Origin of the sequence: Listeria rocourtiae subsp. hofi (genome assembly GCF_963575615.1) — a bacterium.
GTDB classification, from domain to species: domain Bacteria; phylum Bacillota; class Bacilli; order Lactobacillales; family Listeriaceae; genus Listeria_A; species Listeria_A hofi.
In genome coordinates, this window is the sequence record NZ_CAUYTL010000014.1 from 1 (window position 1) to 19,390 (window position 19,390).

At 39.9% G+C, this 19,390-nt stretch carries 14 protein-coding genes and 2 pseudogenes; 11 read left to right on the forward strand and 5 right to left on the reverse strand.

Annotation, left to right across the window (positions count from 1 at the left end):
• Positions 1-96: 96 nt before the first annotated feature.
• A complete protein-coding gene (locus R8925_RS07795) occupies positions 97-2,646 on the reverse strand; it encodes a metallophosphoesterase (RefSeq protein WP_430535327.1) in 2,550 nt (849 codons plus the stop codon).
• Position 2,647: 1 nt separating this feature from the next.
• Entirely contained in the window at positions 2,648-3,907 is a 1,260-nt protein-coding gene (locus R8925_RS07800) for a class I SAM-dependent methyltransferase (RefSeq protein ID WP_430535328.1), read from the reverse strand.
• A gap of 225 nt (positions 3,908-4,132) precedes the next feature.
• Here R8925_RS07800 and R8925_RS07805 point away from each other — a divergent pair, with 225 nt between their 5' ends.
• The 7 genes from R8925_RS07805 (at position 4,133) to R8925_RS07835 (ending at position 11,314) form a co-directional block, all read left to right on the forward strand.
• The gene (locus R8925_RS07805; protein WP_036071312.1) at positions 4,133-4,798 is read left to right on the forward strand and encodes an aquaporin; all 666 of its coding nucleotides are present in this window, start codon (positions 4,133-4,135) and stop codon (positions 4,796-4,798) included.
• Between the two features lie 94 nt (positions 4,799-4,892).
• Positions 4,893-5,315, forward strand: a complete 423-nt coding sequence (locus R8925_RS07810; protein ID WP_430535329.1) for a MarR family winged helix-turn-helix transcriptional regulator — start codon at positions 4,893-4,895, stop codon at positions 5,313-5,315.
• Positions 5,316-5,326: 11 nt separating this feature from the next.
• Positions 5,327-6,472: an MFS transporter gene (locus R8925_RS07815; RefSeq protein WP_430535330.1), complete on the forward strand. Its 1,146-nt coding sequence runs from the start codon at positions 5,327-5,329 to the stop codon at positions 6,470-6,472.
• A 348-nt stretch (positions 6,473-6,820) separates the two neighbouring features.
• A complete protein-coding gene (serC, locus tag R8925_RS07820) occupies positions 6,821-7,909 on the forward strand; it encodes a 3-phosphoserine/phosphohydroxythreonine transaminase (protein WP_430535331.1) in 1,089 nt (362 codons plus the stop codon).
• Positions 7,902-9,089: a phosphoglycerate dehydrogenase gene (locus R8925_RS07825; protein WP_430535332.1), complete on the forward strand. Its 1,188-nt coding sequence runs from the start codon at positions 7,902-7,904 to the stop codon at positions 9,087-9,089. Before serC ends, R8925_RS07825 begins: the two co-directional genes overlap by 8 nt.
• A 68-nt stretch (positions 9,090-9,157) precedes the next feature.
• A complete protein-coding gene (locus R8925_RS07830) occupies positions 9,158-10,399 on the forward strand; it encodes a DUF1015 domain-containing protein (protein ID WP_430535333.1) in 1,242 nt (413 codons plus the stop codon).
• 180 nt (positions 10,400-10,579) lie between these two features.
• Positions 10,580-11,314 carry a class I SAM-dependent methyltransferase gene (locus R8925_RS07835; RefSeq protein ID WP_430535334.1) on the forward strand — a complete coding sequence of 245 codons (735 nt, stop codon included), beginning with the start codon at positions 10,580-10,582 and terminating at the stop codon, positions 11,312-11,314.
• A gap of 1 nt (position 11,315) precedes the next feature.
• On the opposite strand, the pseudogene R8925_RS07840 reads toward R8925_RS07835, so the two are convergent.
• Positions 11,316-12,236: pseudogene (locus R8925_RS07840) on the reverse strand (helix-turn-helix transcriptional regulator).
• Between the two features lie 100 nt (positions 12,237-12,336).
• On the opposite strand from R8925_RS07840, the gene R8925_RS07845 reads away from it, so the two are divergent.
• Positions 12,337-12,756, forward strand: a complete 420-nt coding sequence (locus R8925_RS07845) for an effector binding domain-containing protein (RefSeq protein WP_430535335.1) — start codon at positions 12,337-12,339, stop codon at positions 12,754-12,756.
• Positions 12,757-12,802: 46 nt separating this feature from the next.
• Here R8925_RS07845 and aldA read toward each other — a convergent pair.
• A pseudogene (gene aldA, locus R8925_RS07850) lies at positions 12,803-14,178 on the reverse strand (aldehyde dehydrogenase).
• A 310-nt stretch (positions 14,179-14,488) separates the two neighbouring features.
• Positions 14,489-15,097 (reverse strand): lytic polysaccharide monooxygenase, encoded by a 609-nt coding sequence (locus tag R8925_RS07855; RefSeq protein ID WP_430535337.1) that lies wholly within the window; start codon positions 15,095-15,097, stop codon positions 14,489-14,491.
• A 595-nt stretch (positions 15,098-15,692) separates the two neighbouring features.
• On the opposite strand from R8925_RS07855, the gene qoxA reads away from it, so the two are divergent.
• The 3 genes from qoxA to qoxC are packed head-to-tail and all read left to right on the forward strand — an operon-like array spanning position 15,693 to position 19,390.
• Entirely contained in the window at positions 15,693-16,793 is a 1,101-nt protein-coding gene (gene qoxA, locus R8925_RS07860) for a cytochrome aa3 quinol oxidase subunit II (RefSeq protein WP_430535338.1), read from the forward strand.
• An 18-nt stretch (positions 16,794-16,811) separates the two neighbouring features.
• The gene (qoxB, locus tag R8925_RS07865; RefSeq protein WP_430535339.1) at positions 16,812-18,791 is read left to right on the forward strand and encodes a cytochrome aa3 quinol oxidase subunit I; all 1,980 of its coding nucleotides are present in this window, start codon (positions 16,812-16,814) and stop codon (positions 18,789-18,791) included.
• On the forward strand, positions 18,779-19,390 hold the full coding sequence (qoxC, locus tag R8925_RS07870) for a cytochrome aa3 quinol oxidase subunit III (protein ID WP_430535340.1): 612 nt from the start codon (positions 18,779-18,781) through the stop codon (positions 19,388-19,390). Before qoxB ends, qoxC begins: the two co-directional genes overlap by 13 nt.

Here is a 19,390-nt window from a genome sequence, read left to right on the forward strand (position 1 = left end):
AATACGTATCCAAAATCTAAATGCAGATTTTGGATACGTATTTTTCTAGGTCAGAGAACCTTTTGTCTCAGACTCTTTTCGTTTCACGTGAAACAATTATAAACGTGGATCAATATCGCGTTCTTTTTCAACTTCAAATAACAAGTTAGCTGCCGTTTCATTGAATTGGTCGTTTGTTGGTGAAATGTCTGTCCACTTTGTTGTTAGTAATTTAGAACCAAGGAACCACTCGCTAATTGAAGTTTGTAGCTTTTTATTAATACTTTTTTGTTTGATTAGTTTATTGAATTTATGTGGAAATTGGAAGTCATAGCCATAGATGATAGATAGATAGTCCATATTTCGAACCTTCATGTAAGGCGCGATGTGTGGGCTTAACTTTTCGGGTTTTATGACGATTCCTTCCATTTTGTTTGTTATTGTCATAGTTGCAAAATACTGTTCAGCGATGGTGAGATAATCAGATTGCGTGAAATCCAGCAATACGAACGCGTCATCATTTAGGAAGCTGTACATGTCAGATGCTGTCCATGCTGGAATTTGCTCTGTACCGTCCTGATAGATTATTTTCAGTAGAGAAAAAGCTTTGTAATCGAGCTCGGACTCTACTGCGTAAATGTCTAGTTGTTGCTTGTAGATGTCTAACGCTTCTTTGTGTTGGGCTACATTTTTGTGTGTCTGCTTCATTTGATGTAGTGGCTTGTAGTTTTGATAGATTCGTGAACTATATTTTTCGGCCAATTGTTTTTTTGAAAGCTGTGTTTGGTCGTTTTCGAAGTCAGTGGCATTATATTCTGTGACGAGCTGTGCTAAATTTTCGTCAAAACTGTGAGCTTGCAAAAAGGCTAGCTCGGTTTCCAACGCGGTTTGAATTGGTTGGAATTGTTTTTCGATTAACTCTTTGCCAAGCGCTTGCCATGGGAGAAGTTCGCCGTCTAGAATAAGCATTTGAATCTTTTTTTGCTCCATATATTCTGAAAATCGCTGTGTTAGAGATTGATAAATTGGTGACAAGTCAATATGAGTTATTTTATAGCCATTTCGGCTAACTGCAAAACTCAATCGTGTATTTTTATGCAAGTAAATATTACAACGCGAACCCATGTATTTCGGCTGGAGAACAACATGTGATAGCCCTTTTTTAGCGAAATATTCTAGGCCTTTTTCTAAGGATTCTAGATTATTTGTTGCTAGGTCTTTTGGTGCAGGTGACATGGTTCCAGAGATAAAATTAATTTTGTTCTCCGCAATGTGGTGAAGTCGTCTTAATGATTCGGTATCTAAATCTGAAATCTGAACTTTTTGTTCCCGTTTGAAAAGCGTTGGGAGTTCGCCGTTTAATTGTTGGTTTGCTGATCGAATAGATTTAAAAATAGGTTTCCGGTATTTTAAAGTCACAGCAGTTAATTCATTGCCATGGGCGCAACCGGTATCCAAATGTAGCTTATTTTTAACGCGAAAAGCTTGTTTTGCGGCAACGTGTCCGAAAATATGATACGGATAATTATTCACAGCTTCGTTTTCCAAAAATGTCAGTTGTTCCTGAACAGGCCGCGTCCGATCTAAATGGAAGTTCCGCTGATGACGCATCGAATTTCCATCCAGTTTGCCGATATACTTATTTTGACACGGCGAATGGGTGACATAAAAAGAAGCAGTTTCATTGCCAATATAATGGTAAAATGGCTGTGCTAAATGGAAAAGTTGTTCAAATTTCCTAAATAGCTTGGGATCGGCAACAAGATCTGGAATGGAGTCAAAATAATTATCGACAATTTCTTGATTTGCTCCCTTAATTTCGCCCAAAATGTATTTATGCACAAAGTTTTCATGATTTCCAAGTACAAATAGGAAATGTTGCTGGTTTTCATATAAGAATTCAGTAATTTCACGTGTATTCTTACCTTTATCGATCCAATCACCTACAAGAATCATTTTATGAGGGCTATAGCTGATTTTATTGTCTTCAACCTGACAACCCAATTTGAGTAGAAGTGACTTTAATTCGCTGACACACTCATGAACATCGCCAATCATCGTATAAGCCTCATTTGTAGGTAGGAGTGTTTCCAGAAATAAGGCTCTGTTCGTGACATCGATTTCATAATTTGTGAAATCCTTAGCTCGAATACGATGAATTTGATGGTATTGTTCACGCGCAATATTTGGGAGAATTTCCTTCTTCAAACGCGTAACATGGTTTGAAATCAACTTTTTTGAACGCTCACTAGTGTAGTAATCATCCCGATTGCGATAGTCAAAAAGAATAACCTCGACATTATAATTATTTTCTTTAGCTGTTTCACGAACCCTCTCACGGAAATCAGCGGTCAATCCTGTCGTGTCTAAAATAACAAATTCAGCGTTAATAGGGAATTTTGTGACCAAATCTAGTTTTTTGAAAAGCAGTTCAAAAGTTTGATCGCTCGCTTCGAGCATGATTTGGGCATATTTATCATAATCATTTCCTAACATTTCTTGACGAATCACATCAGAAGACAAATATTGTACGTTTGCATGAAAATTCTTGTTAGGTTCTGAAAATTGTAGTTGAGGTATTAGAATCTCTTGTGCAAATGTTGATTTTCCGCATTCTGTCGGGCCTACAAGCATGAAAATAGTGTGTAGTTGTGTTTTCAATTCCATATTATACCTCCTTTTTTCTTAAAATAGCGCCTTGTGTCGTGTGAATACCGTTAACAGCATCACCAATCGCATGAAATTCAATTGTGACAGTGTTTTCATCAATCATTTCAAGGAGCCAAGTTTGGAATTCGGCAGTGCTCATTTCCCAGTCATGATCGTCATGCCGAAAACCTTCCAAACCATAATAAGTATTAAACTCGCTGTTTGGCGTCGTGATAATGAATGTAGCAAAATCGACATGTTGCACAATTTTACGAATAAGTTTTTTCGCCATTCTTGTAGGCATATGCTCAATGACTTCTGTTAAAATAACATCTACCTGCTCACCAGCGTTATTTTCTAAGAATACGTCCAGCGAGGAGTAGGTAATAATATTACTTAGCGCTTTTTTTGTGGCTTTTTTATTTGTGATTAGTAGCATTTCTGGGTCAATATCGATTGCATAATAATCCAATTTCGTCTTCTCTGCGAAGGGGATAGCATAAAAGCCTTCACCACATCCAATATCGACAATCACTTTGTCAAAAGCCAGATGACTCGCAGTAAAATTCCGTCTCTGAATAGCAGTGCTACCAAAATCGAATTGAATATCATAGCGATCAGTCGTCTCTAATTTTTCCTTAAACCGATGAAACAATTTGCGTGTCGCTAAGAAATTATGCACAAAAAGATTTCGAATATAGAATGGCGGATCTGTGATTTGGACACTTTTAATGTATTTTGTGAGCAGATCTTCCGTTATATCTAAATGTTCTTGGCTGAAACCTGCGAAGAAGAGGCAAAACAGGTTAGAAATATGAATCAAATCATATAGGCTAGATTTGGTAGAAATGGTGACAGCCCAGTTTTTATCAGAAAGATGCTCCACTTCAAATGTGTAATCGGGCATATATTTTTGAAAGAACTCCACGTAATGAATCCGGCGAATATAAAGCATATTAATCTTGAATTGATGCGTAAAACCTGGTAAATCACGGTCATCTTGCTCTTTTAAGGCAAAGAATTCGCCAAGAGCATTTAATGGAAAGATATTCGAATTATAACGAGACAGATTAAGATATTCAAAATTTTCATCGCGATATTTTTTATAGGATATTTCGTTGTCTGCATCTTTAAAATAAACATTAAATGTGTCTGATGCTGAATACCAGCCATGCGCAATGCCTTTTCGCATTGGTCGGAGCATCATGCCTGACTCGGGATTCTTCTTAATAAGGAAAGAAAAGTCTGGATTAGTTGACGTTACTTGAATAATTGCCATGTTAAGCTCCTTTACTATCGACGGTTAAATGTTTCACGTGAAACTCCATTTTATGCGCCACTATTAATATAATGATATACCAATACGTTAAGGTAAGCGCTTCTTTTTGTCAATACCGTTAAATTCGGATTGAATGTGCAAATTATTACAAAAATAAAGGTTTACAATTGAACGATTTAGAGGTATATATAATAAGTGCGTAAAAATCAAAAAGGAGGAGAACACATGAGTAAGAAATTATTTGCTGAATTTATTGGAACTTTTGTTTTGGTCTTATTCGGCACAGGAACTGCTGTTTTAGGCGGTGGAATTGAAGGAATTGGAACGCTTGGAATTGCGATGGCATTCGGTTTGTCAATCGTTGCGATGGCGTATAGCATTGGAACTATTTCTGGATGTCATGTAAATCCAGCTGTCTCCGTTGCAATGTTTTTAAACAAAAGAATTTCAGGTAGCGAATTAGTAGGATATATTGTGGCGCAAGTTGCAGGTGCTATTGTTGGTACGGTTACACTGCTTTCATTCTTAAATCTTTCTGACATGTCTACTAAAAACCTAGGTCAAAATGGATTTGGAAATATCGGTGCAGGCGGCGCATTCTTAGTAGAAGCTATTTTAACTTTCGTATTTGTTTTAGTTATTATTGTCGTGACTGGTAAAAAAGGAAATCCTGCTTTTGCTGGTTTAGTTATCGGTTTGACTTTAGTTTTAATTCACTTATTAGGCATTCCGTTGACAGGAACTTCTGTCAACCCAGCTCGTAGTATCGGTCCAGCTCTATTTGCTGGCGGTGAAGCTTTATCTCAATTATGGGTATTCATTGTAGCACCTATCGTTGGTGGTTTAGTAGCTGCGATTGTTGGTAAATTTGCTATGGATAGTGAAAAATAAGTTGTAGACTGAGATATGGTAGCGGTTATTGCTGTTATCATATCTTTTTTATGCTATAGTTGTCATAACAATTGTTTTGTGAGGTGAGTGAGATATGAGGGATTTTCATGATAGTATTACTTTTCGGATGAATGTTGTGGCGAGGAAGGCTAGCCTTGGTTTGCAACATGGATTGAAGCGATATGATGTGACGCCAGAGCAGTGGTCGGTGTTGAATGTGTTGAATCATAAGGCACCCATATCACAGAAGCATGTGGCAGAATTAGTGGAAAAAGATGCCCCCACTGTGAATCGGATCATGGATGTGCTAGTTCGGAAAGATTTGATTGTTAAAATAGTTGATGAAAAGGATCGACGGGTTACTTTATTATCTTTGTCTATGGAAGGAAAGCAGAAAGTACAGATGATTCGAAATGTTGTAGAAATGACATGTGTGCAATTTTATAAGGGCATATCAGACGCGGAATTAGGTGTCTTTTTGGACATTTTGATGCGGATTGAAAATAATTTAGAGTGAGAAGGGATTTTTTGAAGGCGAAGTTGTGGACGAAAGATTATGTAATATTGTTAGTTTCGAGTTTATTTTTATATATTGGATTCCAGATTTTTATGCCTACTTTACCAGCACAAATTATTAAATTAGGTGGAACAGAGACCCAAGCTAGTTTAGCGGTGGGTTTATTTTCGTTGGTAGCGTTATTTATGAGAGTTATTGCGGGCGGATTAAATGATCGATTCGGTGCGAAAATCATGATTTTGGTAGGCTTTTTTGTGTTGATTGCGGTTACGGTAAATTTTTATTGGTCAACGGTTGTTTCGGCGCTACTTGTGTTAAGGCTGTTTCATGGTGTTGGTTGGGGAATTACAACGACTTCGATTGCTACGGGTGTTTCGATGCTCGTTCCACCGAATCGAACAGGAGAAGGTATTGGCTTTTATGGTCTTACAACAGCACTTGGGATGTCGTTGGCACCGATTATTGCGATTATTTTGATGAACCAGTTTTCATTTGATTTTTTGATTGGATTTTCGATTATACTAATGGTGCTAGTTTTTCTATTGGCAACTCAACTTAAAATGCCGAAGCAAGGAGTTGTAAAGCACAAAATGCAACTATTTGATAAAGGGGCATTGTTACCGGCTTTGCTCTGCATGTTGATGGCTTTTCCATTGGGTGGAATTCAGACGTTTATGATGATTTATGGATTGGAATTGCATGTACGGATGGTTTGGATTTTCTTTGTTGGCCAGGCAATGATGGTGTTAGTGAGCCGGACTTTTGCAGGAAGGTTATATGATTTGAAGGGACATCGAGTGGTAATTATTCCAGGAATTTTGTTGATGGGCGTTGGATTATGGTGGCTATCATTAGCAATGGGAGTTTGGAGTCTATTTGGATCTTCGTTATTTTTCGGTCTTGGTTACGGGATGGTGCAGCCTTCTTTGCAAGCTTTAGCAGTGGATCGTGCGGCGCCAGATAAAAAAGGGATTGCAAATGGAACATTTTTGTCAGGGATGGATGTTGGGATGGCATTGGGGAGTTTTGGATTAAGCTTTATTGCGGCACATTATAATTATGCCATGATGTATCGCTGGTCGATTGTTACGTTACTTATTTTTCTGCTCATTTATTTGGTGGTTTTTCGAACAAGACGATTATTGCCCGGGAAATAATGTGGGGAATTGGTTTTATAAAAATTTTTAAAAGGAATTTTAGAAATGTAGTTGCTAGGATTATAGCTGAATGGTGACGCTTTCTTAGATTTTATGAATAAAAACCCGCAAAATAAGTTCAATTTATCTGAAAATATTCGTATTTTCTGATATAATATATCCAAGTGTTAGGAGTAAGTATTCGTTCTTTGGTTTGATTAGACTGGAAGTGGGAATGAGATACATATGTGAACTCCAAAAAGGCTTTTCGCGATGCTTGTAATGCTTGTCACAGTTTTTGTATTAAGACCAAATGTGAGAAATCGAAGTTGTAGGTTGGAAATACGATTGGAACAGGAGAGATGATGTGTGGAGAGAGCGTATAATTTTTCAGCAGGACCTGCGATTTTGCCCGTACCGGTTCTAGAAAAGGTACAGAAGGAATTATTATCGTATAAAGGTTCAGGAATGTCAGTAATGGAATTAAGTCACCGTTCGGATTTATTTGAAGAAATTATTGGAGATGCAGAGTTACTATTGCGTGAATTAATGAACATCCCCGAAAATTACAAAATTTTATTCTTACAAGGCGGTGCGAGTCTGCAATTTACCATGATACCGATGAATTTGATGGCTGGTAAAAAAGCCTATTTTGTGAATACTGGTTCGTGGTCTGAAAAAGCGATGGAGGAAGCGGCAAAAATTGGTGATATTGAAGTTTTGGCATCATCAAAAGATAAGAATTTCAGTTATATTCCAGAGATACCGCGTGTGCCATCCGATGCGGCTTATTTGCATATTACAACGAACAATACGATCGAGGGTACGGCGATTTTCACACCTCCTGAAACTGGTGATGTGCCATTAGTTGCCGACATGTCTTCCAATATTTTGTCGAGTGTGTACGATGTGAGCAAATTTGGACTAATTTATGCGGGAGCTCAAAAAAACATTGGTCCTGCAGGTCTTACAATCGTCATTGTTCGAGAGGATTTGATTGGAAACGTAGCTGGTTTGCCGGCTATGCTTGATTATGCAGTTCAAGCAAAGAATGGTTCGATGTATAATACACCGGCGACTTTTTCAATTTATGTAGCAAAATTGGTTTTTGAATGGATTAAGGCTCAGGGTGGCGTTGCGGGAATTGAAACATTGAATAGGAAGAAAGCAGGTCTTTTATATGATTATTTGGATGCGTCTTCGATATTTTCCTCACCGGTAAACAAGGAGGATCGTTCGCTTACGAATGTGCCATTTGTTACGGGTTCGGCAGATTTAGATGCATTATTTATTAAAGAGGCAGAGGAGCTTCATTTTGAGAATTTGAAGGGGCATCGCTCTGTTGGTGGTATGCGTGCAAGTATTTACAATGCTTTTCCATATGAAGGTGTTGAAGCGCTCACTACTCTTATGGAAAAATTTGTTGCAACTCATAAAGGGGGAGAAATACATGTTTAATATTCAGACTTTCAATGCGATTGCTAAAGAAGGATTACGTAAGTTCGATGTGGAAAAATATTTAATTGACGGGAATCAAGCACCGGATGGCATTTTGCTACGAAGCTATGATCTGCATGATTTTGAGTTTCCTGATAGTGTGCAAGCTATTGCGAGAGCTGGTGCGGGAGTTAATAATATTCCTGTCGAGGCGTGTGCGGATAGAGGAATTGTAGTTTTTAATACGCCTGGCGCGAATGCAAACGCGGTGAAAGAACTGGTATTAGCAAGTTTATTTATGGGAGCGCGCCCGATTTTGGAAGGTTCGGAATGGGTCAAAACGCTTACCGGTAGGGATATTGAAAAGAAAGTTGAAGCTGGAAAGAAGAAGTTTGCGGGCACGGAGATTGCTGGAAAACGTCTTGGAATCATTGGTTTGGGCGCGATTGGTGCGCTTGTTGCAAATGATGCGCTAGCGCTTGGCATGGACGTGGTTGGTTACGATCCATATGTTTCGGTGGATACGGCGTGGCGAATTGCAAAAGAAGTGGAGCGCGCTATGACGCTTGAGGAGGTTTTGGCGACGTGTGATTATTTGACAGTGCATGTTCCGCTGAAGGATAATACAGCTGGGATGTTCAACCGGGAAACGTTACAATTGCTAAAACCTGATGCTGTCTTGCTTAATTTTTCGCGTGGAGAATTAGTGGATGAAGGTGCGATGGTTGAGGCGCTCAATGCAGGCCAGTTGCGCATGTATATCACGGATTTCGCAACGGAAGCCTTTGTGAAGCACCCTCAGGTGGAAGTGTTGCCGCATCTAGGTGCTTCGACGGAAGAGGCCGAAACGAATTGCGCCAAAATGGCAGCGAAGGAATTGGCTTACTTTTTAGAGACTGGTAGTATAAAAAACTCAGTGAATTTTCCGAATGTGGATATGCCCTATAATGGACATCCGCGTTTAGGTGTATTTCATCATAATGTGCCGAATATGGTCGGACAGGTGACGACGGAGCTTGCGAATGGATCGATTAATATTTTAGATATGACGAACCGTAGTAAGGGCGATTATGCTTATACGCTTATCGATATGGAAAAAGGTGCGCAAGGTAATTTATCACTTGTTGAGAAACAACTTAGCACGATTCCTGGTGTGATTCGGGTTCGTGTGATTGAACCTGCTGGTGTTACGGCATATTGAGATAAAAATGAATAGCTGCGATGGGTTTACTGTCGTGGCTATTTTTATAAAATTGGGAGGGATTGTTAGTGGTGAAGATTAGAGCTTTTAAGGCGATTAGACCGAATGAAAAAGAGGCAGTATATGTTGCTTCGTTGCCATATGACGTGTTAAATACGGAGGAGGCACGGAAATTGGGCGTCGCTAACTCGATGTCATTTCTACATATTGACAAGGCGGAGATTGATTTGGATACAGATGTGTCGCCGTATGATGATTCGGTTTATGCGAAGGCTGCGTCGAACTTGGCAGAGTTCCAAGATAAAGGGTGGCTTGCAAAAGACGCGAAACCGGAGTTGTATTTATATCAGTTAGTCATGAACGGACGACCTCAGACTGGAATTGTGACATGTACGGCAATTGATGATTATGTGAATGGTGCCATTAAGAAACATGAGTTGACGCGTGAGGAAAAGGAGCTGGATCGGATTCGTCATGTGGATACGACAGATGCAAATACGAGTCCGATTTTCTTGACGTATCGTTCAGATAAGCTCGTGAATGATGTGGTGGATGCTTGGGTTGGGAATCATGAGCCGGTTTATGATTTTGAGAGTTTTCATGGTGTGCAACATCGGATTTGGACGGTGGACGATGCGGATGTGGTAGATGTGCTTACGAAGGCTTTTGAGGCGATTCCTGCACTTTATATTGCGGATGGGCATCATCGCACGGAATCGGCGGTTAAAGTTGGTCTGAAGCGTCGGGAGGAGTTTCCAGATGCTAGTGCGGATGCAGAGTTCAATTTCTTCTTATCGGTGCTATTTCCACAAGATCAGCTGGAAATTCTTGATTATAATCGGGTTGTTGATGTTCCGATTGCACCAGATTTCTTGGATCAAGTTGCTTTAAAATTTGATGTGGAGAAAGTCGGAAACGAGGCATATAAACCTGCAACACCGAATACGTTTGGGATGTATTTGGACGGTTCGTGGTATGGCTTGAAAGTGAAACCTGAGTTTGCAGGTAGTGGTGTAATAGCGGGACTCGATGTTTCTATTTTAGCGGATCAAGTACTGGAACCATTATTCGGGATTAAAGACATTCGCCGCGATGATCGGATTAACTTTGTTGGTGGAATTCGCGGTTTGGGTGAGTTGGAGCAACTTGTGGATGCAGGTAAATATACGATTGCGTTTTCGATGTATCCGCCAACGATGGATAATTTGCTTGATGTAGCCGATGCTGGTGAGATTATGCCGCCGAAATCAACTTGGTTTGAGCCGAAGTTATTGAGTGGATTATTTGTACATGATTTGGAGAGTAAGTAAAAAGATTGAAAAGCGCGTTCTGTAGCACTTGATGTGTTTATGGGATGCGCTTTTTTATGTTTCACGTGAAACAATGATTTTACGTAAGTTTATTACAACAAACATTTCTGTTAGTCAAAAGGTTGCTATTTGAATCATATTTGTTATAATGTTTACATAAATGAGAGAAGGTGCAACAAGATGAAAGAAAATAAATATGATAATCCTGCTTTTTTTGAGCAGTATAGCAAGATGAATCGTTCAGTAGAGGGCTTGAAAGGTGCAGGAGAATGGCATGAATTTCAGAAAATGATGCCTGATTTTGAAGGGAAACGTGTACTTGATCTCGGTTGTGGTTTTGGGTGGCATTGTCTTTATGCGGTTGAAAACGGCGCGGAATCAGCAATTGGTGTGGATATATCAGAAAACATGCTCACAGAAGCACGTAAGAAAACAGATTCACCGAAAATCACCTATACTCGAGAGGCATTAGAGGATATTGATTTCCCTGCTGGGAGTTTTGATGTGGTGATTAGTTCGTTGGCATTACATTATATTGAGTCGTTTCCAGCGATTTGTGAGAAGGTAAACCATAGTTTAACACAAGATGGTGTGTTTGTATTTTCTGTGGAGCATCCGATTTTCACAGCGCAAGGCACGCAGGATTGGTATTATGATGAGAATGGGAATAAATTGCATTGGCCGGTGGATCAGTATTTCACGGAAGGATTGCGGATGGCGAATTTTCTTGGAGAAGATGTCACTAAATACCACAAAACATTGACAACTTATGTGAATTCACTGCTTACAACAGGTTTCGAATTGATTAGTTTAGTGGAGCCGGAACCTGATGCAGCAATGCTAGCAAGTCATCCTGATATGCCAGATGAATTACGCCGACCAATGATGCTACTCGTTTCAGCACGAAAAAAATAGTTTAGTCGTATTTACACTGCATTTCCTTTAAATAAGCAATGAAGCCATCATAAAAATCTCCTGGTTTGCGAACCGTAACGTGTGAACCTAGTTGTAACAAAAAACGGTAGCCTGCTTCGTGATTTGGCAGCGTTATTTTTGCTAGGAAATGTGAGTTGTCTAATGGTTCAATGGTCGTTGCACCGAAACGTAAGGCAATTTGTTCGCGGGCTATTTTGTCAATGACTAGGCTTACTTCTTTCATTTGGAACGGAGGCTGTGTTGTTGCTGATTGGAATGGCTTCATTATGAAAGGACGTTTTTCGAAGGTTTCAGTTGATATGTCTAATTCGATGACTCGAGACAGCTTGAATGTTCGGAAATCTTGGCGTTCTAAGCTATATCCTTGCAAATACCATGATCGATTGCGAAAAAGTAAATGATACGGCTCGATTTTCCGTGTTGTTTGATTCCCATCGCGGTCAATATAAGTTAACATGATAAATTGTTGCTTTTTAATGGCTAAATGAAGTTGCTCGACGTTCTCATTAAACTCTTGTTTCATTGCTAAACTCGAAAAATCTAGGGAAATGGAGGCTGCGGGAAACTGGTTTTCATGACCAAGCATATTCTTCATTTTTAGCAAAGTTTTTTAAATATCAGCGGAGGATAAGAGTTGTTCAAAGCCACTGAGTCCAGTGATGATTGCGTTCAAATCCTCAACGGTAAGCAGTTTTTTGTCTACTTTATAAGTTGGCATAATACCAATACCGCCTTTTACACCAGGCATTGTATAGATTGGAATATTTGCCATCGAAAGTGTTTCGATATCACGGTAAATTGTTCTTTTTGTCACTTCGAACATTGTTGCCATTTCAGAGGCGCTGACAAGTTCGCGTTGTAGAAGTAGCATGATAATTCCAATGAGGCGCTCAATTTTCATTTTTTCTCCTTTAATTTCGAATGATGACATATAGTTGTCAACATTTGAGTGTTATAGTTACATCATAACAAATTTAGAGTAACTTTTGGAGGGAAATAGGATGGCATTTGAAATTGTAAAATTAGACAAAGAAGTTTTTTCGGGAAGTAGAGTTGAAATTCCTGCATTTAATCCACAAGAAGGTTTCGCGGTTATGAGTGAAGTTAAAGAAGCGGCTATAGCAGATTTTGCGAAAACAGCGGGGGATTATGTCGGTATAAACGCGAATATTGATGGTGTGCAAACATATCTCGTTGCAAAATCAGGCGATGGCAATGGCGATACATCGTTCGAAGTTAAGGAAGGTCAGTATGCTAAATTCGTGACGAAAGAAAAAGAGCGTACAGCAATTGACGGATTCATTGGTCAATCTTACGGTGAAATTATGAATAGTGATACAGTTGGTGTTGCGGGGACTTTTAATTTAGAAGACTTGCGTGAAGCTGATTTCACGATTTACATTCCAGTTGTGGTTAAGTAAATACAAAAAAGAACTGGTCTGGGACAAACTCCCAGACCAGTTCTTTTTATTGAATATTTTGATCGAATTGTAAGTACACGACATGTGTCTGCAAGTATTCCTCTAGGCCATGTTTTCCATCTGCGCCGCCAATTCCAGATTTGCGGAATCCAGCATGAAAACCTTGCATCGCCTCAAAATTCTCACGGTTTACATATGTTTCCCCGAATTTCAGCTGACGAATTACTTTCATTGCACGATCTAGGTTTGTTGTATAAACGGAAGATGTTAAGCTGTAATCGCAATCATTCGCTAATTTGATAGCTTCATCCAATGTTTTAAATGTTCCAATCGGTGCAACGGGCCCAAAAACTTCATCGTGCATAATCTCCATATCGTTTGTTGCGTCCCCAATAACAGTCGGCTGGAAGAAGCAACCTGTTCCTTCAACTGCTTTCCCACCTGTCAAAATTTTCGCACCTTGTGCAACGGCTCGGTCGACCTTATCTTGAACAGATTGTTGGGCGTTTTTATTAACGAGTGGTCCCATATCGATGTCATTCGAGACAAGTGGATCGCCATATTGCACGTCTTCCATCGCTTTCACAAGTTTTGCAGTGAAAACATCTTTCACATTCTCTTGCACATAAATCCGCTCCACACAATTACAAACTTGCCCGCTATTAATCACACGGGAATCCACAATCGCTTTAACAGCTAAATCTAAATCTGCATCATCCAACACAATCGCAGGTGCTTTTCCACCAAGTTCCAGATTCACTTTTGTAATATTTTCGCTTGCTGCTTGCATCACTTTTTGGCCAGCAGGTTCGCTACCGGTCAAGGAAACTAGGCCGACTTTAGGATTTCCAGCAAGTTCATCGCCAATTTCGCCGCCACGCCCAGTAATCATATTATAAACACCTTTTGGTAAGCCGATTTGATCTACGATTTTAGTGAAAGCAACCGCATTATTCGACGATTCTGCACTTGGTTTTACCACAATCGTATTTCCAGTAATGAGCGCTGGAGCCATTTTCCGAGCAATTAAAAAAACGGGAAATTCCAGGGTAAAATACCAGTCGTGACACCAATCGCTTTCTTGAATACGAAAATATGCTCATTTGGTCGATCGCTTTGTAAAATTTCACCTTCATATCTACGCGCCCATTCTGCCATATAGTCCAAATAATCAGCGGTGAAATTTACCTCAACCTCTGATAAAGCCAACGTTTTCCCGACCTCTTCTGAAATAAGTTTAGCGATTTCAGGTACTTGTTCGCGGATTTTCGTAGCAATTTTATGTAGATAAACGCCACGTTCTACAGCTGGTAAAGCCTCCCAAGCGATTTGTGCAGCATCTGCAGCATCTATTGCTCTTATTGCATCGGCTTTCGTAGCTTTCGGTACTTGTGAAATGACTTTTTCTGTGGAGGGATTGATAACATCAAAAAACTCCCCATTACTAGATAAAACAAACTCCCATTAATATACATTTTATGTTGATTCATGTGTTTTACTCCTTGTTTTATGTTGATTCATGTGTGTAATTATAACGAAACAAACAAAAACAAGCAAATATAACGCTTACAAACGAATGGTGTGGCAAGAGAAATTAACACGTTAATCACGGTTAGGAAGTTTATCAATCAAGCATCATTCCACTTCTAAAAAGCCTCAAACGTAGCAAGGAGAGTAGCGATATCAACTACTAAACACCACTAGTACTAAGTTTGAGGCTCTATCTATTCACTTATTTCAATGTCATTGTACCATTATTAATCAAATTAACATCAACGGCCTGATAGAAAGCATTTCCAGTATCCCCGATTTCCCAAACACCGAGAACGACATAATAGCCATTGCGATCAGTTGGAAGTGGTACTTGATGCTTGATTGTTGTAGAAGTTGGAACCTCATTATGTGCATCAATCGTAGTTAGTAGCTCAAGATCACCACGAGTTAGCGGACTATTTGGATTCCAGCCTTTTTTCGTAATATAATATTTATACTCTTTCGTTCTATGGAGAGCGGTGAGCGTCCAAGTGAAATCATTCTGCCCGCCTAAAAGATCCACGTGATACCAGCGATCCGGAGTTTGTACATCCATTTCTGGAAACTTGCCACCACCAGCGATAGTTCCATCAGAGGGGCCACCGAGCGGGAAGTTCCCTGTTGCTTCTATACTTTGAGGCTCCCATTGAATTGCTCCTGCATTTTGATTAATCCCCAATTTCGCTAAATACGCCCGACTTTCTGGTTTTGAGATATAACCATGCGCTGACGCTCCAGATGCAAACGTCACGAATAACAATGCAAACGCGACCAAAAATAAAATTGATTTACCCAACAACTTTCTCATTAAACTAACACCCCTTATTTGTTTTGAGCCATCTTCCGTGCTCGATATCTAGTTTACCCAGCTAGCTACGAAACGAATCCCGACATTGTGAAAATGAAGCAAAGTACACAAGGACTAGACCAATGAACAACAAAGAAGCTAGATATAAAGATATGACGCTCGGATAAGAAAGCGCTTTTTTAAATAAATTAACTAGGTATTTAGGTTCTAATCGTTACATTCCAAAAATCGCTAAACGAGCACTATCCTCACTTTCCACACAATAAATATTCCTACTAACGAATGATTTTTAAGAAAGAGATGTGCTCATATAGTAACACTTGATTTTGTGAAAAAAATAACTTGATTCGATACTTTGAATATACAATCCAAATACGCTATAATAGTAGTCGAGTATGCACATGCAGTTTCAAATTCATAATTTCACGAATTAAAAGTTTGTGATATTGTGATAAATCTACACAATCTAGTTGGCTATATTTTATAATATTATCAATTAGGGGAGCCTCTCTGGTTGGGGAATCAGGGAGTAGAGTTGTATTTTTGCGCAAAAATACACAGCAACACACATCAATAAGGAAAGAAGGGGATTCGGGTGTCAAAAATGCTCAAGTCATTGTTACTTACAGTATCGCTGGTCTTTGTTGGACTTCTTAGCGGCTGTGGTGATTTGACGGTACTAGATCCAAAAGGTCCGGTAGCGCAAAGTCAAAGCGATCTAATCATCTATTCGATTATTTTCATGCTTATCATTGTACTCACGATATTCGTGTTATTCGTTATCATGATCACGAAATACCGCGAGAGAAAAGATCATTCCAACTACGAACCAAACATGCACGGCAGTACGAAACTAGAAATTTTATGGACGTTGATTCCGGTTGCGATTGTTATTGCATTAGCTATTCCAACAGTGCAAACAATTTACGCGAACGAAAAAGCGCCAGAGGTTACCTCACACAAGGATCCAATTGTTATTTATGCGACTAGCGCAAACTGGAAATGGTTCTTTAGTTATCCAGATCAGTCGATTGAAACTGTAAATTATGTACATATTCCAACTGATCGACCGGTATTATTCAAGCTTACTGCGGCAGATTCGATGACGAGTTTCTGGGTGCCACAACTTGGTGGACAGAAGTACGCGATGAGCGGAATGACGATGGATTTGTATTTGCAAGCTGACGAAACAGGAACTTTTAAAGGTCGTAACTCGAACTTTAATGGAGAAGGTTTTGCTGGACAAGTATTTGATGTTGTCGCACAGAAACCAGCTGATTTTGAAAAGTGGGCGTTGAAAACAAAAGCTGATTCGCCAACTTTATCACAAGACCGCTATGATAAATTATTACTTCCTGGTAACGTGAAACCACAATCTTATGCAGGTACGCACATGGCCTTTGTTGACCCAGCTGCTGATCCAGAATACGTTTTTTATGCGTATAAACGTTTTGGTTTTGAACTAACAAATCCACATGATCCACATGCAAAAGACACAAGAACGAAAAAGCCAATTTTGCCAGCGCGTCCGGTTACAATTACAAACCCACGCTTTGAGCAAATGGACATGGAGCCAAATATTATTCCGAATGGTGCTGGCTATAAGGAAAACAAGCATTACGATGAAGGAATGAAGAAATTAGGCGAAGAAATTAAAACCGATGAAGCAACAGACCACGATAAATCGGGACACTAAAAAGGGGGGTATTTCAACATGAGTTTAGATGAATTTATCATCACCGGCGACCCGCTGATTTTAGGAGCCCAAATTTCGATTGCTCTTGTCAGCATTGGTATCGTCGTGTTACTAACTTATACAAAGAAATGGAAGTGGCTATTCACAGAATGGATTGCTTCTGTTGACCACAAACGCCTTGGGATCATGTATCTTTTGGCAGCAGTATTAATGTTTTTCCGTGGTGGGGTTGATGCACTCATGATTCGTACTCAACTTGCAATGCCAGGCATGGAGTTTCTTGATGCTCAGCATTACAATGAGGTATTTACGACTCACGGAACAATTATGATCTTATTTATGGCGATGCCGTTCGTTATTGGTTTAATGAACGTTGTTGTGCCGCTTCAAATCGGAGCGCGCGATGTTGCATTCCCATTTTTGAACAATTTAAGTTTTTGGACATTCTTTATGGGGGCAATGTTATTCAATATTTCCTTCGTAATCGGTGGTAGTCCAGCAGCTGGTTGGACAAACTACGCGCCGCTTGCCGAGGAGTTCAGTCCAGGTTACGGGATTAACTTCTACTTACTCGGGGTTCAAATTGCCGGTATCGGTACGCTGATGACTGGGATTAACTTCATGGTCACGATTCTACGTATGCGAACGAAAGGCATGACGCTTATGAAAATGCCGATGTTCACGTGGACATCATTGATCACTTGTTTAATTATCGTATTCGCGTTCCCAGTACTTACTGTGGCGCTAGCTTTAATGACGTTTGACCGTCTATTCGGGACGGCATTCTTCACGCTTGCAAATGGCGGGATTCCGATGATGTGGGCCAACCTGTTCTGGGTTTGGGGACATCCGGAAGTGTACATCGTTATTTTGCCGGCATTCGGTATTTTCTCCGAGATTATCTCGACCTTCTCAAAGAAAAAACTATTCGGTTACCCAGCAATGGTCGCGGCTGTTGTTGTTATTTCCTTACTAAGTTTCCTAGTTTGGGTCCATCACTTCTTCACAATGGGCTCTGGGGCAGCAGTTAACTCGTTCTTCTCGATTACAACGATGATGATTGCTATACCGACCGGGATTAAGATATTCAACTGGCTCTTTACCATGTACAAAGGGCGAATATCCTTCACCACACCGATGCTTTGGTCACTGGCTTTCATACCGAATTTTGTTATTGGTGGGGTTACAGGGGTTATGCTTGCGATGGCAGCAGCCGATTATCAATATCACAACACGTATTTCCTAGTATCGCATTTCCATTACGTATTAATCGCCGGAACTGTATTCTCCTGTTTCGCAGGTTTGATTTACTGGTATCCGAAAATTGTCGGTTATCGTTTGAATGAGAAAATTGGTAAGTGGTTCTTCTGGGTATTTGTGATTGGATTTAACGTATGTTTCTTCCCTCAATATTTCCTAGGGCTTGATGGTATGCCACGCCGTATTCACACATACGTACAAGGCGATGGTTGGACGACGCTTAACTTCATCTCAACAGTTGGTGCGTTCCTAATGGGAGCTGCATTCCTAATTCTATGTTGGAATATCGTTTACAGTTACAAAAACTCTAAACGCGAAACAACTGGTGACCCATGGGATGCACGTACGCTCGAGTGGGCAACTTCTTCAGCAGTACCACCAAAATATAATTTCGCTAAATTGCCAGAATGGAACGATCTTGATGATTTCTGGGAGAAAAAACAACGCGGTGAAACATATAATGATGACAAAAACTATAAACATATTCACATGCCAAACAATACATTACTTGGCTTCGTGATGTCTGTGTTCTTCTTTATCGCTGGTTTCGGACTAGTCTTTTATTGGTACTGGCTTGGTCTTCTTGGCGGCCTTGGCGTGCTCGCATGTCTTGCATATCGTTCGTTCAAGAAAGATGACGGTTACCATGTCGAAGTACCTGAAATTGTCGCTACCGAAGAACAAGCAGCACGTGAATTTAAAACAGGCATAAAGGAGGGTAACCCATGGAACCTATAAAAGAAAATTCCAGCCTTCCGTTAGAATATCAATCGGAACAAGGTAGTTTAAACATTTTGGGCTTCTGGATTTTCCTAGGCGCCGAGATTGCGTTATTCGGAACATTGTTCGCAACTTATTTTGTTATGTATAGTGGTGGCTCCAATGCTGGTCATCCACCATCCGAAATGTTCGAGTTACCGCTCGTTCTAATCATGACATTTTTACTTTTAACAAGTAGTTTTACGTGTGGTCTTGCTATTGGTGAGATGCGCAAAGGTAACGTTAAACGTCTGATGATTTACTCGATTATCACGTTACTTCTAGGTGCTGGATTCGTAGGTTTTGAGATTTACGAGTTTGCGCATTACGTGATGGAAGGCGTTACACTGAAAGTAGGCTCTTACTGGTCCGCATTCTTCGTTTTACTGGGTACCCATGGTCTCCACGTAACGATTGGTTTGTTCTGGATTTCGTTTATTCTAATTCAAATAAAAATGCGTGGCTTAACGGCTCAAGCAGCTTCAAAAGTATTCATTTCAAGCCTTTATTGGCATTTCCTAGACGTTGTGTGGATTTTCATCTTCACAGGTGTCTATCTGTTAGGGATGGTGAATTAA

What these genes read in the sequence shown, in the direction of transcription:
- R8925_RS07795 (WP_430535327.1), bottom strand. Translation starts at nt 2,646, where the DNA reads ATGGAATTGAAAACACAACTACACACTATTTTCATGCTTGTAGGCCCG.
- R8925_RS07800 (WP_430535328.1), bottom strand. Translation starts at nt 3,907, where the DNA reads ATGGCAATTATTCAAGTAACGTCAACTAATCCAGACTTTTCTTTCCTT.
- R8925_RS07805 (WP_036071312.1), top strand. Translation starts at nt 4,133, where the DNA reads ATGAGTAAGAAATTATTTGCTGAATTTATTGGAACTTTTGTTTTGGTC.
- R8925_RS07810 (WP_430535329.1), top strand. Translation starts at nt 4,893, where the DNA reads ATGAGGGATTTTCATGATAGTATTACTTTTCGGATGAATGTTGTGGCG.
- R8925_RS07825 (WP_430535332.1), top strand. Translation starts at nt 7,902, where the DNA reads ATGTTTAATATTCAGACTTTCAATGCGATTGCTAAAGAAGGATTACGT.
- R8925_RS07835 (WP_430535334.1), top strand. Translation starts at nt 10,580, where the DNA reads ATGAAAGAAAATAAATATGATAATCCTGCTTTTTTTGAGCAGTATAGC.
- R8925_RS07845 (WP_430535335.1), top strand. Translation starts at nt 12,337, where the DNA reads ATGGCATTTGAAATTGTAAAATTAGACAAAGAAGTTTTTTCGGGAAGT.
- R8925_RS07855 (WP_430535337.1), bottom strand. Translation starts at nt 15,097, where the DNA reads ATGAGAAAGTTGTTGGGTAAATCAATTTTATTTTTGGTCGCGTTTGCA.
- qoxB (WP_430535339.1), top strand. Translation starts at nt 16,812, where the DNA reads ATGAGTTTAGATGAATTTATCATCACCGGCGACCCGCTGATTTTAGGA.
- qoxC (WP_430535340.1), top strand. Translation starts at nt 18,779, where the DNA reads ATGGAACCTATAAAAGAAAATTCCAGCCTTCCGTTAGAATATCAATCG.